Consider the following 14,489-nt stretch of genomic DNA (forward strand, 5'->3'; position numbering starts at 1 on the left):
CAACATCTCATTGCCAGATACACCGCTTTCGCGAGCAAGCTCGCTCCCACAGAGTTCAGAGGTGGATCTGAATTACAGTTTTTCCTCCAGCACCTTGTTGAGCTCGGCCCCGTCGATGCTCAGCGTCGCGGTGTTGAGCATGCCGTCCAGGTACGCCTGGGCAATCTGTTCCTGACGCTGTGCCCGCAAGGCCTGAGTCAGTTGGTCACGCAACTCGTCGAGGGTCGCAGTGCGGGCCGGTTGTTGTTCGGTGAGTTTGATCACGTGGAAACCGGCGCTGCTTTGAACGGGATCGGAGACCGCGCCAACCTTGAGCCGCGCCACCGCGCCACGCACTTCCGGCACCAATTGCTGCAAGGGTTGCAGGCCGGTGTCACCACCACGTTCGGCAGTGAGACGATCCTGAGAAAACTCTTTGGCCAACGCCGCAAAGTCAGCCGGAGTCGCCTGGGCTTTCTTGCTCAACTCCGAAGCCTGCTTGCGCACGGCCTCAAGATTCTGCGGCTCATTCACCCCGAGGAAAATCTGACTGACCCGATACAACGCCGGCGTCTGCCAATTAGCCTTGCCCGCGTCATACGCCTGTTGCAACTCGGCGGCGCTCGGGTAATCCGCCGGCACCTGACTCACCGACTGCAAATAGTCGCGGAACACGATCTGTTCGGTGGCGGCTCGGGTTTGCCGAACCACGTCCGGACGCTGCGCCCAGCCCTGGGCATCGGCCTGTTCCAGCACGGCTTTTTCGGCCAGGCGTGAACGAATCCAGCGCTCCAGCGCCTCACGATTGCCACGCAGTTGCTCACGAGTCTGCGGCGGGACGGCCGCCAGCAGCGCCTGCAATTCCTCCGGCGTGACCTGCTGATTGCCCAGTCGAGCCACCGCCGGCCCGGCACTGGCTCCCACGATCGGCGCCGGTTGCTGGGCGGCGACCGGGTCATTGCCCGGCCGCACCACCAGGGCCACGGCGACCACCAACAGCGCCACCGCAGCGGCGCTGATTACCATGGCAGGTTTCGTCACAGCGCGACTTCCTCTTGCTCAACCTTGGGTGCCTGGGCAACGGCAGCGCTTTGGGTGAAATCACGCAGGTACACGATAAATTCCTGAAGCAGGCGATCCCACAATTCCAGGTTGCCGCGCAGGTGATCGTTGCTGACGCCAGCCGCTACCACCACGTCCATCTCCATCACCAGAAACTCGCCCTGCAACGACAACCGGGCAAACCGGCGGGTCGCGTTCCACTGCTCGGCCACACCGGCCGGCAACTCACCCTGCACGCGCAAGGCGCAGCTGAACGTGAAGTCGACGTAGCTGCCCTGTTCCGCCACCGCCGGGTTGCCGAAACGCACCGCATAGCCGATGCCCTGACTGGCGCTGAGCAACTGGACGATGCCGTTCTGTTCGGTCTGGTTGACGCGGTAACCGGCGGCTTGCAGTACGTCGGTCAGGGATTGCGGGGATACGTGGGAGATCAATTGAGTCATTACTTCTTCCTTGTCCATGAGTCTTTTAATCAGTGCGCGATCGCGGCTTGCGGCGCATCGAATTGAGTCTTGTACAGTTCGTCGCCAAAGCCCTGAGCCAGCTCATCGAACTTGACCCGGGCGCTGCCGGCGAAGGGTTGGCGGATCTTCATCACCTCGGCCACATCGATGTTTTCGTAGGCGGTGAGAATCTGCTTGGCCACGCCGTACATCTGCTGATTCTTGACCGAACATTGCTGCACTTGTGTGTCACGTTCAGTCAATTGCGCTTGAAGCTTAGACCGTTCTGCCTCTTTGGCACGGGCCAGGACCAACAGCTCTTCGTAGGCCTTCTTGAACTTGCCGGTCTGCTCGTTGCTGGCCGCGACTTGCGCCTGGGCCTGGCTATGCAGGCTTTGCTGCTGCCCGGCCAGTTGCTCGGCGAGGCCTTTGGCCTTGGCCAGTTCGGCGGTCAATTGCTTGATTTGCGCCTGTGCTGCCTTGGCCTCGTTCTGCGCCGCCAGTTGCGCGGCGCTGGCCTGGGCCTGCTGACTTTGCAAGGTTTGCAGTTGCTGGGTGGTGCTGCGCAACTGGGTGCGCAGGCGTTCCTCCATGCCTTCGGCGCTCGCCCCGGTGGCGATCAACATCCCGAGTCCAAGCCATAAAAAGCGGATTTTCATAACCCTCTCCCGGCGCTTAGAAGCGCGTGTTGATCTCAAGCTGCATGACGTCGATGTCGAACGGCGCACCGTACACCGCCTCGGTGCTCATCCAGCGGCCGGTGGCGTAAACGTTCTTTGCCAGGCCGTAGTTGCCGCCGAGGATATAGCCCTTGGCGTTGGTGCCGCCGAGGTGAAAGGACGAGTCGTTGAAGCCGTCCGGCAAGGCATCCGGCTGGATGTACTTGTAGCCGGCGAACAGGTTCCAGTCGCCCTGCTTCTTCAGCTCCAGCGCGTTGCCGAGGGTGAACTGGACCATCCACGCATTGGCGCCGCTTTCGATGTTGCCGTTGCTGTCGAGGTTGTTGACCAGTTGCCCGGCGGAACGCTTGCGCATGTCGCCTTCGTCGTAGCCGAGGTTGTGGATGTAGTTGCCCTGGCTGCGCAGCTTGAAGTCTTCCGGCAGGTCGGCGTCCCACACCACGTTGAGGTCCAGCAGGTTGAACTCGGACGCCAGGCCAACGAATTGCGGCTGCGGCGTGGTGGTCGGGTTGAGCGGGTTCGGCGTGATGTCACGCAGCAGGAACACGCTGTTGCCCTTCTGCATGAATGCTGCGCGGGTGCCGTCGCTGTCGCAGCCCGGTGCGCCGGCCCACGGTTCGCAAGGGCTGGAACGCTGGCCTTCGATGTCGTCGAAGCGGTAGTAGGCCAGCGCGCCTTTCAAGCGGTTGTTGCTGTTGATCGCCCATTTGGCGCCGATCTGCGCGCCGTACAGCCATTTGTTGTCGCTTTCTTCCTTGTCGAAGCCGTTGCTGGTGGTGGTGTCGTTGGTGTAGTCCACCGGGAACGCGCCGACGGTGCCGAACACGCCCCAGTCGCGGCTGAGCTTGTGGTCGAAAATCGCCGCCACACCGTCGAAGTTCAGGTCGTTGGAATACAGCATGTCGGTGGACATGAACGGGTTGGCGAAGCGGCCACCGGTCAGGGTCAGTTCATCCGACGGCTTCCAGGTCAGGTAACCCTGATCGAGCCAGATGTCTTTTTTCGAGAAACCGCCGCCGAGGTTCTGGGTGGTCGACACCGGGTTGTTGTCCGAGCCGGTGCCGATGCGGATGCCGGCGGTCCATTGCGGCGAAATCTCCGCTTTCATGCCCAACCGGGCGCGCAGGCGGAACAGGTTTTCGCGGTCTTCGCGGGTGTTGAGCAACGGCGGCAACGCGGTGCTGCTGTTTGGGTTCACGTCGTACGGGCCGTTGTTGTTGAGCTTGGCGAAGTCGACGATTTCATTGCTGTTGCTGCCCGAGTAATAGCGCGATTCGTCACGCAGACGGATGTCGCCGTCGAAGCTGATGCGCGACGCCCAGTCCGGGAAGGTGTTGGGCGCGGCCCAGTTTTCCTGTTTGGCGGTGGCCATGACTTCGGCCTTGACCTGATCGCGGATCTGGTCGCGCACCGCCGCCGGCACGTATTGCACCCGCACATCGCCCGGCGCGGCGACCGGCCCGGCTGCCACAGCGGTAGACGCCGCAGCCTGCTTGGCCTGGACCGCTTCGTTCTGGGCCTGGGCGATCAGCGCGTCGGCCTTGTCCTGTTTCAGAATGCCCTGCTCGACCAGCAAGCGGATCAGATTGATCGTGGCGTTCTCCGAGGGCGCAGGCGCTGCCGCGGCCTGACCGACCAGGGTCGCGATGACCATGCCGACCGCCAGGGACAATCGATTCACGTTGGAAATCATCTGCACACAACTCCTTTTCATACAGCTTTATGAATTCGGTTAACCCGGACGCCGCCCTTGCAGGGACATGCGCACAGGCAAGGTAATGGAGGCCGGTGGCCGCTCGCTCAGGTGGGGCGCGTTACGCAATGCGGCCAACACCTGACTGTCGATTTCGGGGTTGCCGCTGGACTTGATCAGCTCGACCCGGGTGATCTCGCCGACGCTGCTCAGCCACACATCGGCCTGCAGCGAAAACGCCAGGTTGCGCAGGTCGGGGTTCTCACGCAGCAGCTTCTGGAAGGTGAACGCGAGAAACTGGCTGTAAGTGCCGTTGCCCAACCGCCCACCGCCGGAGCCGGCCATGCCGCCGCCCTTGCCCGCGCCGATGTTGAAGGCGTCGCTGCCGCTCTGGGCGTCACCGTCCATTTGCATCGGGTTGGCCAGGTCGTCCGCTGGCGATGGCGGTGCTTCTTCCTCGGGCTTGACCTCTTGCGGTTCGGGCGTTGGCTCGGGCTCGACGATTTTTTCCTCGACCGGGGTTTCCGGCTCCGGCGGCTTTTCCGGCGGCGGAGGTGGCGGTGGCGGTGGCGGTAACGGAATGATCGTTGGCACCTTCGGCGCTTCCCGGCGGATGCCGCTCATGTCGTTGGCCCACTGCCACAACAGGAACGCCGCGACGGCGCCCAGCAGCAGCCCGGCGCCCCACTTCACGTAACGCAGTGGCGACTTCTTCACCGGCAAAGGCTCGATTGGCAGTTGTGCAGTCATCACTCAGCCCTGCGTCGGTTTGCCGGTGACGAGACCGACCTGGGACAGTTCGAGCCGGCGCAGCAGATCCAGCACTTCGATGACCTTCTGGTATTGCACCGTGGCGTCGCCGCGCACGATTACCGGGAAGTCCGGGTTCTGCGCTTTCTCGATGCGCAGGCGCTCTTCCAGCTCCGGCAAGGTCACCGGGTAGGCGTCGAGGAACACCTGGCCGCCGTCGTTGACCGAAATCGCCTTGGTCTTGGCCTCGGACAGCGACACGGCGGCGCTGGCCTTGGGCAGGTTGATCTGGATCCCGGAGACCTGCGCGGTAGCGGTGAGGATGAACATCACCAGCACCACCATCAGCACGTCCACCAGTGGCGTGATATTGATGCTGTCCACTGCGGCATCTTCGTCATCGTCGTGGGAGGCATTTACGGACGCCATGTCAGTGCTCCTCAGGCCGGTACGGAGTGATTGGCGTGATGACCGCGCTGATGCGCCGCTTCACTGGACTGGCCTTCACCGTGCATCTCCGCCAGACGGGTGATGAACTCGTCGACGAACACGCGCATGTCAGCGCTGACTTCCTTGTTGCGAGTGATCAGGCGGTTGTAGCCAAACAGCGCCGGGATCGCGACGAACAGGCCCATGGCGGTCGCCAGCAATGCGGCGGCCATACCCGGCGCGATGGCGTTGATGTTGACGTCGCCGGCCATGGCCGTGCCGAGGAACACCACCATGATCCCCAGGACGGTGCCGAGCAGGCCGATGTACGGGCCGCCGGCAATGGCGTTGGACAGGGTCGAAAGTTTCGAGCTGAGCTGCTGGTTTTCCCGGGTGCGCACGCCGTCCATGGAGCAGCGGATCGCTTCGATGGTCGCCGCCGAAACCGACGAGGTATCGGCGCCCTGCTCGCGACGGGTGCGGATCTCTTTCACCGCCACCTGATACAGGCGCCACAGCGGCGAATGTTGCAAGCGCTGGGCGAGCTGGGTGTCGTCAGCGAACATTTCCAGGCGAGTGCCGACCTTGGCGAATTGCACGCGGAAGTCTTCGTTGGCGGCGGTGACGCGGCTGAGGGTGCGGTTCTTGCGCAGCATGATGATCCACGACTGGAACATCATCAGCACCAGCACCGCGATGATCACCCAGGCATCGACCGGCACGGCGTTGAGCAGGAAACCGAGGCTGCCGAAACCGAAGCCGGACTGTTCTTCATCGACGCCGTAAGCCACCAGTTTCGACTCGGCGCCCTGGGAAGTGGCGTCAGCCAGCAACAGCGGCGCCGGACGGGCGACTTTCGACAGACGCAGCTCATCGATGGCACCCACGAACGGCTGGAAAGGACCTTCATGGAGATCAGCGCCGATGGCCATGACCGAATTGAACGCCGGCATCGTCTGAGCCAGTGCCGCGCCTTCGCGACCGTTGATGTACAGCGTCACTTTCGCGCCTTCAGCGGTCAATGCGACGTGCTGCCATTGGCCCGGATTCAGCGGCTGCGTGGCCACGGCGCGCTGGCCGTCGATTTCCACAAACGGCACGCCCTGATTCACACCGACCAACAGGCTGTTGGCGCCTTCGCGGCGAGCCAGGATCAGTTGCTCACCATTAGCCTGATCCAGACGCAACCAGGCACTGAAGGTGAAGGCACTGCCAGCGTTGTGCTGCAACGACGGACTGGCTGGCAGCAGCAATGGCTGACCGCTGAACTGCAAGGCCCGCCCTACTACGCCATCGATGGCGGCGCCGGTCGCGCTCTGCGCGGTGTTGCCATAGGCGGTGGTGTCTTTGACCGGGGTGCCAGTGGCGCCGTCGAAGTGATAAAGCGCGGTGTAATTCGGATCGAAAGTGAGCTGACCGTTGCCGGTGGCCGGGGCTTTTTGGTTGCCGTAGTACATCCAGATGTCCTGACGCTGGCCGCCCTCGACATTCGGCACATCGACCCAGATCAGCGCCATGCCCATCAGCGCATCGAAGCTTTCGATCTGGTGGTTGAGTACGGTCTTGTCGTCGGCGGCGACGAAGCGCAGGTCCGAGCCGTCCTCTTTCACGCCGTCAAAGGTGAAGTTGCCGGTGTGCAGGCGCACCAGCAGCGCGGTGCGGCCCAGGGCCTGATTGATCGCGGCGCCTTGCGGCGTGGTGTCGACGGCGATCTGTTTGCGGTAATGCCAGTCGTCCTGCCACCAGGCCTGAGCCGTGGCCGGGAGCACGAAGCCCAGGCAGATCAACAACGAAAGGAAAAGGCGCTGCATGGAGGTGCTCCTTGTTAGAAAGTGGCCTGAAGGTTGAAGTGCAGGCGCGATTCCTGTTTCGAGGTGTTCGGCCCTTCGAGTAGCGGGTAGCCCCAGTCGAGGCTGCCGGACAGCCATTTGCTGAGGCTGGCGCGGGTGCCGAGGCCGACACTGGCCAGGGCGTAATTGGCGTCCTGGTCCGGCAGTTCGTCGCGCAGATAGAGTTGCGCACCCTCGGCGAAGGCGTAGAAGCGCCAGTCCTGCATCCAGCCGCCGACGTATTTGGCCAGCGACGGTGTGCGCAGCTCTTCGCTCAACAGGAAGCCGTCATCGGCGGTGCGTTCAGCGGCCAGATAACCGCGTACCGAGGTCGCGCCACCGGCAGAGAATTGTTCGTTGGAAACCAGCGGTCCCGACGCCAATTGGAACGCAGCTTTGCTCGCGCTCTGCCAGTCGCTGTCGAAGGTCCAGGTGAAGTTGGTATCGCCCTTGAGCACGGCGAAACTCGGGTTGGCGCGGTAGCGTTTGTAGTCGAAGTCTTCGTCGGAGCTGCCGTAACCGAAGATGCTGCGGGTGGCCGCGACCAGGCTCAGGCCGAGGCCGAGCTGGCTCTTTTCGCTGTAGCGATAGCCGTTGTAGGCGAAGGTGAGCGGCGCGTATTTCAGCGGCACCTTGTCGCTCTCACCGGACAGGGTCAGGCGCTCGTCGAAGTCCTTGAAGTCGATGCCGGCCGACAGCGAGTTCGACCAGTTGCCGCTGGACGGAATGGTGTAGATCGCCGCTACGCCGTAGGAGTGTCCCTTGCCGAGCACGTTGCTGCCGCCGAGGGTGGCGACGTTGCTGTCGGACTGGTAACCGGAGAACTGCACGCTCCAGCGCTCGGTCAGCGGCGCGGTGTAGGAACCGGACCAGACCTTGGCGTTGTCGGTTTCCTGCGGTGCGGTGAAGAACGTCAGGTTGACGCTGTGGCCCAGTTGCCAAAGGTTGTTGTAGCCGAGGCTGGTAACGGTGCGCAGCTTTTCGGTGTCGGCGCTGTAGTCGTTGTTCAGGCCGACGCTGGCGGTCCACGGGTTCTGGTCTTCGACCTGCAAATCCACGTCCATGGTGCCGGGGCGCTGCCCTTCGCGCACCAGCGGCATTACCTGCCGGCCCGGGGTTTTGTTGAGTTGCGCCAGTTCGCCCTGGACCTTGGCGAAGTCCGGCACCTCGCCTTCCTTCAGGGCCGGGACGTTGTCGCGGATGTCCAGCGGCGAATAGTGTTTGGCGCCGACCACGCGGACCCGGCCAACTTTGGTTTCGCTGACTTGCAGGTAGACGATGCCGTCGGCCACCGCTTGCTCCGGCAGCTCGACGAACACCGATTGGTAGCCGCGTTCCTGATAGGCCTTCTGCAAGGCGTCCCGCGCGCCTTCGATGTCGCTCAAGGCTTTTTGCGGACCGAGGAACGGATACACCGCTTCTTCAATCGCCCGCGCATCGAGCACGGTATTGCCGCGCACGAAGTATTCGTTGACGTCCACCAGACGCTGCGCTGCTGTGTTTTCGGCCTCCTCGGCGAACGCCGGCTGCGCGCCGGCCGTCACCAGCAGCCAGCCCCACAGCGCCAGCCGTGACGTGAAAATCTGATCCACACTACCCCCTGAAATTCGCGATGACCTGTTGGCGCTCATGCGCCATGCGTGTGCGTCAGTTACTGGCGTTCTTGATTGCTGAAGTGCCGGCCCCGGTGTGCTTGCCCAGCCAGGTGTGCAGCAGCGCGAAGTTCAGCGAGAACTCGGGCATTTGCAGCAGCGCGCCGCAGAACACTTCACCGATGATTTTCTGGATGAGCTGCACCGCACGCGGTTCGTTGAGCAGCGTGGCGATGTCGCGACTGAGGACGTTGAAGCTCCAGACTTTCTGGTTCAGGCCCAGGCCGACGAACCAGCGGAACAGCAGGTTGTAATTGAGCTGTTCGTAGAGCTGCTGCTCGCTGGGCACCGAATACAGCAGTTGCAGCAGCAGAATGTGCATGACCGTCTGCGGGGCGATCAGCATGCCGGGTTGGGCATTGAGGTCGTGCAGGAGGTCGCGGTGGGCGTCGAGCAAATCGTCGATCTGCGGGCGCAGCAGCACCAGCGAATGACCCGGCGGAATGTAGCTGGAGACCTCTTTCAAGGCGCCCTGCCAGTCATCCTGCGACACGATCCAGACCCACGGCGCGCCGTAGCGATACACCGAAACCGGCTTCTTGCGCGCGGCTTCGACGATCTTCGACAGGCGTTGATCGAGTTCCTGCATGCCCACTTTCGAGTAGCGTTCCATAGTCCCCATTGCCTCACTCCCGGCGTCCCGCCTCGGCTTGTGAAAAGCGCCCAAAGGGCCCCTCAAGCGCGTTACATAGGCATGACCGGACTGGCGATGTGCTACCGAACTTTTGTCATAAAAGCTTCATTACAGAAATCGAATAAGATCGATCAGGCACCCTAAAAACCTGTGGGAGCGAGCTTGCTCGCGAAGGCGGTGTGTCAGCCAAATAAAAGGTGACTGAAATGACGCCTTCGTCGGAACGCCGCCCGGAGCAAGCTCGCTCCCACAAGGATGAGCTTGTTTTATTGGTCAGGAATAAACCGGCCAGGTATCGACGATCTTCCCGCCACGCACCGCCAGCAAATCACCGAATTGCAGAAGAACGGCTTCAGTCTGGGTCGGCCGCAGAAAGACTTGATCCTCCACCGTCAGGCCAACGGCATTCGAACCGTTGACCATCTCCTGATTCGAACTGCGCCCGTAAACCCCATTGCTCTGCAATCCGGGCGGCGATTCGAACTCGGCCATCCAGTTGCCGCCGTAGATAAAAAAGGTCTGCCGCTGGTTGGTGTCCCACCACGAAAACAGTTTCGACTTGTCATCCAGCGCCGGGATGTTCACCGGCCCCGTGCTTTTCAACACCGGGGTGGCGATGTAAGTGGCCGGTTCGTGTTCAACCAGCGACGGCAAGTCGTAATGAGTCGGCTTGAGCATCGCCGTCCCCACCGACACTTCACTGCTCAGATGTTCGTTTTCATGCATGCGATAACTCGGGCTGCCGGCGGTGTTCAGGCACAACCCGTCATGCCACAGCGTCGGGTATTGCTGCCGGGTAAAGTCGACGCAACGCTGATAAATCACCATCACCTTGGCGAACAGCTCCTCGGGTGATCCAAGAATCCCCGGCACGCCCATGCCCACGAAAGGGTCGTAGCCCATGAACCCGGCGAACTCCAGGTGCTGCGGGTTGGCGGCGATCAGCGTGAGCATCTGCCCGAGCACGTTGACATCACTGACGCCGCCCCGGTGCAGGCCCACGTCCAGCTCGATGTTGATCCGCATCCGGGTGCCCAAGCCTTGAGCCAGCGCGAGGTATTGCTGCAGACGTTCGGGGTTGTCGATCAGCCATTGCAGTTGCTTCGCGGGGTCGAACGGACCTTTGTGGGTCTGGTAGAAAATCTCCGCCGAACGAACTGGCAAGGGCTTACCGAGCAGAATGTCCGACTGCGGAAACGTCACCGCATCGTGATTGAGAAACGGCTGATGAAACGACATCAATCGCTGCGTCCCTGCCCGTTGGCCGATATAGCTGAGCAGGCCCGGTGACGGCAGCGACTTCTCCACCAGCCGCAACTGTTTGCCCGCGCGGTTGACCGAGCGCATTACCACGTCGATGTTGTGATCCAGCCGATCCAGATCGATCAGCAACACCGGGCGCATCGGGCCCTTGGTCTTGAGTTCGTTGTTCAGCGCCCGGAAGTATTCACTGTAGGGCCCGCCGCGATCCCCCGGCCTTAACAACGCACCCACGCCTACCAGCAAAGCGCCAACACCCAAAGTTCCGAGCACAAAATTACGTCGATTGACCGCCATCAGCTCACCCCCAGAATCGACGACAGATGCCCGTTGAGAAACTTGCCGCTCGGGTCCAGCGCCTGGCGTACCTCAATGAATTCCTGCCAGCGTGGATAGAGCGTTTGTAGCGTACGGGCATTCAGCGCGTGCAATTTGCCCCAGTGCGGCCGGCCGTTGTACTTCCAGAAGATCGGCTCGATCGCGGCGAAGAAGTTGTGGTGGTCCATCTGGTAATGCTGGTGGACCGAGATCGAGCAGCTGTCGCGGCCCTCGAACATGCTCAGCGGGATGTCGTCGGCCTTGACGTAGCGGTACTCGATGGGAAACCACGTGCGCAGGTCCTTGTCGCGGATCAGCTTGAGAATCTCGCGCAGGCACGCCGGGCCATGTTCGGCGGGCACCGAATATTCCATCTCGTTGAAACGCACGGTGCGCACGTTGGCGTAGATGTCGAACGAGTCGCCGACCCGGTCGTCGAAACTCGCCAGATGCCGCAGGCTGTTGAGCAACGAACTGCGCAGGCCCGGGAAATCGCTGCCGTATTTGTCGATCTTCTCGATCAGGGTCACGAACTCGTTGCCACCCTCCTCTTCAGGCGGGATCGGCGGCGTGGGCAGGTCGGTGGTTTCGTTGAGAGCGATGGACAAGGCGTAGTCGGAATGGGTGACGACGAGCATTTCCCAGTGCTGGTTTTCGCTCGTGTTCTTGTCGATGTCTTCCAGCAGTTCTTCGGTCTTGGCGATCCACTGGCGTTCGCGCAGACGATAGGCCGGACGGTTTTGCAGGCGGATTTTGGTGGCCACGCCGAGTGCGCCGAGGGACACACGGGCGGCATTGAATACTTCGGGATGACGCTGGCTATCGCAGTCCAGAACCTCGCCGCTGGCGGTCACCAGTTGCATCCCGCAGACGTGGGCGGAATAGGACTGGAAGGTTTTGCCGGTGCCATGGGTCGAGGTGGAAATGGCCCCGGCCAGGGTCTGGTAATCGATGTCGGCCATGTTTTGCAGGGCCTGGCCGACATCCTTGAGCGGCGTGCCCATGCGCGACATCGGTGTGCCAGCGGCGAATTCGGCTTGCAGGGTTTTCGGGTCGTGATCGAGCAGGCCGTTGAAGTAGCTCAGGGACAGCAACGTACCGTCGGTGGGCACCAACGCACTGAAGGAATGCGCCGAGCCGACCGGGCGGATCTTGCCCGGTGCCTGCTGAATGATCGTCGTCAGTTCATCGAGATTCTTCGGCGCCACCCGCGCCGCCGGCAGGCAGCTCTGCCCGCCCGACCAGTTGCGCCAGGGAATCAGCCGTGGCGCGCGCATCAACTGGCCCAGCGCCGGATTGGAAGCCAGCGCGCTGAACGCCCCGACGATGCTTGCCCGTTGCAACAACTGCCGGCGTGTCAGATCTATCGGCATGCCAGGATCCTTATTGTGGGAGCGGCTGGTCGGCCATGAAGCCGATCAACTGAAGGAATTGTTCTTCCGAGCACTCGACGCACTGGCCCATCGGCGGCATACCGTTGTAGCCGTTGATGGCGTGGTCGAGCAGCGTGTCGGCGCCCTGCTGGATGCGCGGTTCCCAGGCCTTGCGGTCACCGGTCAACGGCGCATTCGCGGCAGGGTTGGCGTGGCAGAGCTGGCAGCTGTTGGCGTAGATCTGCGCCAGCGCCGGGTCTTTGGGAATGGCGTTGTTGGTGCTGGCCGGGGGCTTGGGGTCTTCGCCACAGCCAGGCAGCGTCATGGCCAATGCCAGTAATAATGTGAGTCGGATTGCCCGCATAACGGCCTCGCTTATTGTTATGGTCACACCTTAAGGCAGGCAGGTCGGCGGGTTGAGGGCATTGCGGGACATTGAGGGGGGCAAACGGGGCCAGCCCATTACCGAAGACGATCGTTCCCATGCTCCGCGTGGGAATGCAGCCCTGGACGCTCTGCGTCCGCTTGGAACGCGGAGCGTCCCTTGAGGCATTCCCACGCAGACGGCTCGACGCCTCGACGTGGGAACGATCATGTGTGGATGCCCGCTCTGCTGTGCGGTTTCGCGTGACATTCGCGTGACATTTGCGGGTTTAAATTTCGGCGCGTTCAGGCGTATAACCGTTACAGACTTTTTCAATGACGCGGGGTAGCGACATGACCACAGCAAACATCCTCGGCAACCTGTTCCCTTCTGTCAGCGACATCCCGGAAAAATACCGCCTCGACGGTCAGGTCGAACAACGCGAATACCTGGTCGATGGCGAATTGCGTCGCTGGGACGGCCCGCTCGCCACCGTGCGCAGCCCGGTCTATCTGCAGGGCGACAACGGCGACGAACAAGTGATCCTCGGCAGCACGCCGCTGCTGGACGCCGACACCGCCCTCACCGCCCTCGACGCCGCCGTGCGCGCCTACGACCGGGGCCAGGGCCTGTGGCCGACCCTGCGCGTGGCCGAACGCATCCAGCACGTCGAAGCCTTCCTCGGGCGCATGCGCCAACAGCGCGACGCCGTGGTGAAACTGCTGATGTGGGAAATCGGCAAGAACCTCAAGGACTCGGAAAAAGAGTTCGACCGCACCTGCGACTACATCGTCGACACCATCAATGCGCTGAAAGAGCTCGACCGCCGCTCCAGCCGTTTCGAACTGGAACAGGACACCCTCGGTCAGATCCGCCGCGTCCCGCTCGGCGTGGCGCTGTGCATGGGTCCTTACAACTATCCGCTGAATGAAACCTTCACCACGCTGATTCCGGCGTTGATCATGGGCAACACCGTGGTGTTCAAACCGGCCAAGCTCGGCGTGCTGCTTATCCGCCCATTGCTTGAAGCCTTCCGCGACAGCTTCCCGACCGGCGTGATCAACGTGATTTACGGCAGCGGCCGTGAGACCGTCAGTGCGCTGATGGCCAGCGGCAAGATCGACATCTTCGCCTTCATCGGCACCAACAAGGCCGCCAGCGACCTGAAAAAACTGCACCCGAAACCACACCGCTTGCGCGCCGCGCTGGGGCTGGATGCTAAGAACCCTGGCATCGTCCTGCCAGAGGTGGATCTGGATAACGCGGTCAACGAAGCGGTCACCGGTTCCCTTTCGTTCAACGGCCAGCGCTGCACCGCATTGAAAATTCTGTTCGTGCATGAAGATGTGGTGGACAGCTTCATCGAGAAATTCAACGCCAAACTGGCCAGCCTCAAACCGGGCATGCCGTGGGACAGCGGGGTTTCGCTGACGCCGTTGCCGGAATCGGGCAAGGTCGATTACCTGCACGGGCTGGTCGCTGACGCGCAGAGCAAAGGTGCGCAAGTGGTCAACCCGAATGGCGGTGAAGCACGGGCCTCGTTCTTCTATCCGGCGGTGCTGTACCCGGTGACGCCGCAGATGCGCGTGTATCAGGAAGAACAGTTCGGCCCGGTGGTGCCGATCGTGCCGTACCGTCACCTCGACACCGTCATCGACTACGTCCTGGAGTCGGACTTCGGCCAGCAACTGAGCATCTTCGGCACCAACCCGGTGGCGGTCGGTCGACTGGTCGACACCTTCGCCAACCAGGTCGGTCGGATCAACCTGAATGCCCAGTGCCAGCGCGGCCCGGACACCTACCCGTTTAACGGTCGCAAGAACTCCGCCGAAGGCACGCTGTCGGTACACGATGCGCTGCGGGTGTTTTCGATCCGCACGCTGGTGGCGACCAAGTTTCAGGAACCCAACAAGGATCTGATCAGCGAAATCATTCGCGGGCGCGATTCGAACTTCATCGCCACCGACTACATCTTCTGAGGAGGAATCACCGCTGAGCACTTTCAGCCCTCATCGCTGGCCGC

13 protein-coding genes are annotated in these 14,489 nt (G+C 62.1%); 1 reads left to right on the plus strand and 12 read right to left on the minus strand.

Annotation, left to right across the window (positions count from 1 at the left end):
- Positions 1-72: 72 nt before the first annotated feature.
- From CAF63_RS06245 to CAF63_RS06300, 12 genes are all read right to left on the minus strand, one after another.
- Positions 73-1,005: a peptidylprolyl isomerase gene (locus tag CAF63_RS06245; protein WP_371807392.1), complete on the minus strand. Its 933-nt coding sequence runs from the start codon at positions 1,003-1,005 to the stop codon at positions 73-75.
- An 11-nt stretch (positions 1,006-1,016) separates the two neighbouring features.
- Positions 1,017-1,484, minus strand: a complete 468-nt coding sequence (locus CAF63_RS06250; protein WP_085683839.1) for a YbjN domain-containing protein — start codon at positions 1,482-1,484, stop codon at positions 1,017-1,019.
- 29 nt (positions 1,485-1,513) lie between these two features.
- The gene (locus tag CAF63_RS06255) at positions 1,514-2,143 is read right to left on the minus strand and encodes a DNA repair protein (protein WP_085683840.1); all 630 of its coding nucleotides are present in this window, start codon (positions 2,141-2,143) and stop codon (positions 1,514-1,516) included.
- A gap of 16 nt (positions 2,144-2,159) precedes the next feature.
- Positions 2,160-3,857 carry a putative porin gene (locus CAF63_RS06260; RefSeq protein WP_085683841.1) on the minus strand — a complete coding sequence of 566 codons (1,698 nt, stop codon included), beginning with the start codon at positions 3,855-3,857 and terminating at the stop codon, positions 2,160-2,162.
- Positions 3,858-3,896: 39 nt separating this feature from the next.
- Entirely contained in the window at positions 3,897-4,607 is a 711-nt protein-coding gene (locus CAF63_RS06265) for an energy transducer TonB (RefSeq protein WP_085683842.1), read from the minus strand.
- Between the two features lie 3 nt (positions 4,608-4,610).
- Positions 4,611-5,036, minus strand: a complete 426-nt coding sequence (locus tag CAF63_RS06270) for a biopolymer transporter ExbD (protein ID WP_007955109.1) — start codon at positions 5,034-5,036, stop codon at positions 4,611-4,613.
- An 11-nt stretch (positions 5,037-5,047) separates the two neighbouring features.
- Complete coding sequence (locus CAF63_RS06275; protein ID WP_085683843.1) at positions 5,048-6,847, minus strand: DUF2341 domain-containing protein; 1,800 nt, start codon at positions 6,845-6,847, stop codon at positions 5,048-5,050.
- Between the two features lie 14 nt (positions 6,848-6,861).
- The gene (locus tag CAF63_RS06280; RefSeq protein WP_085683844.1) at positions 6,862-8,457 is read right to left on the minus strand and encodes a ShlB/FhaC/HecB family hemolysin secretion/activation protein; all 1,596 of its coding nucleotides are present in this window, start codon (positions 8,455-8,457) and stop codon (positions 6,862-6,864) included.
- A gap of 55 nt (positions 8,458-8,512) precedes the next feature.
- Positions 8,513-9,139, minus strand: coding sequence for a transposase (locus tag CAF63_RS06285; protein WP_085683845.1), 627 nt, complete (start codon positions 9,137-9,139; stop codon positions 8,513-8,515).
- Between the two features lie 285 nt (positions 9,140-9,424).
- Positions 9,425-10,708, minus strand: a complete 1,284-nt coding sequence (locus CAF63_RS06290; protein WP_085683846.1) for a DSD1 family PLP-dependent enzyme — start codon at positions 10,706-10,708, stop codon at positions 9,425-9,427.
- Positions 10,708-12,036 (minus strand): D-arabinono-1,4-lactone oxidase, encoded by a 1,329-nt coding sequence (locus tag CAF63_RS06295; RefSeq protein WP_178081272.1) that lies wholly within the window; start codon positions 12,034-12,036, stop codon positions 10,708-10,710. The genes CAF63_RS06290 and CAF63_RS06295 overlap by 1 nt, the downstream gene beginning before the upstream one ends.
- A 76-nt stretch (positions 12,037-12,112) precedes the next feature.
- On the minus strand, positions 12,113-12,466 hold the full coding sequence (locus CAF63_RS06300) for a cytochrome c5 family protein (protein WP_085683848.1): 354 nt from the start codon (positions 12,464-12,466) through the stop codon (positions 12,113-12,115).
- A 353-nt stretch (positions 12,467-12,819) separates the two neighbouring features.
- Here CAF63_RS06300 and CAF63_RS06305 point away from each other — a divergent pair, with 353 nt between their 5' ends.
- Positions 12,820-14,445 carry an NADP-dependent glyceraldehyde-3-phosphate dehydrogenase gene (locus CAF63_RS06305; RefSeq protein ID WP_085683849.1) on the plus strand — a complete coding sequence of 542 codons (1,626 nt, stop codon included), beginning with the start codon at positions 12,820-12,822 and terminating at the stop codon, positions 14,443-14,445.
- Positions 14,446-14,489: the final 44 nt, after the last annotated feature.

This window comes from Pseudomonas sp. B20(2017) (assembly GCF_002113125.1).
Lineage (GTDB): Bacteria > Pseudomonadota > Gammaproteobacteria > Pseudomonadales > Pseudomonadaceae > Aquipseudomonas.

Excerpts from the sequence above, each read along its gene's own strand:
- CAF63_RS06245 (WP_371807392.1), bottom strand. The coding sequence starts at position 1,005 with ATGGTAATCAGCGCCGCTGCGGTGGCGCTGTTGGTGGTCGCCGTGGCC.
- CAF63_RS06250 (WP_085683839.1), bottom strand. The coding sequence starts at position 1,484 with ATGACTCAATTGATCTCCCACGTATCCCCGCAATCCCTGACCGACGTA.
- CAF63_RS06255 (WP_085683840.1), bottom strand. The coding sequence starts at position 2,143 with ATGAAAATCCGCTTTTTATGGCTTGGACTCGGGATGTTGATCGCCACC.
- CAF63_RS06260 (WP_085683841.1), bottom strand. The coding sequence starts at position 3,857 with ATGATTTCCAACGTGAATCGATTGTCCCTGGCGGTCGGCATGGTCATC.
- CAF63_RS06265 (WP_085683842.1), bottom strand. The coding sequence starts at position 4,607 with ATGACTGCACAACTGCCAATCGAGCCTTTGCCGGTGAAGAAGTCGCCA.
- CAF63_RS06270 (WP_007955109.1), bottom strand. The coding sequence starts at position 5,036 with ATGGCGTCCGTAAATGCCTCCCACGACGATGACGAAGATGCCGCAGTG.
- CAF63_RS06275 (WP_085683843.1), bottom strand. The coding sequence starts at position 6,847 with ATGCAGCGCCTTTTCCTTTCGTTGTTGATCTGCCTGGGCTTCGTGCTC.
- CAF63_RS06285 (WP_085683845.1), bottom strand. The coding sequence starts at position 9,139 with ATGGGGACTATGGAACGCTACTCGAAAGTGGGCATGCAGGAACTCGAT.
- CAF63_RS06290 (WP_085683846.1), bottom strand. The coding sequence starts at position 10,708 with ATGGCGGTCAATCGACGTAATTTTGTGCTCGGAACTTTGGGTGTTGGC.
- CAF63_RS06300 (WP_085683848.1), bottom strand. The coding sequence starts at position 12,466 with ATGCGGGCAATCCGACTCACATTATTACTGGCATTGGCCATGACGCTG.
- CAF63_RS06305 (WP_085683849.1), top strand. The coding sequence starts at position 12,820 with ATGACCACAGCAAACATCCTCGGCAACCTGTTCCCTTCTGTCAGCGAC.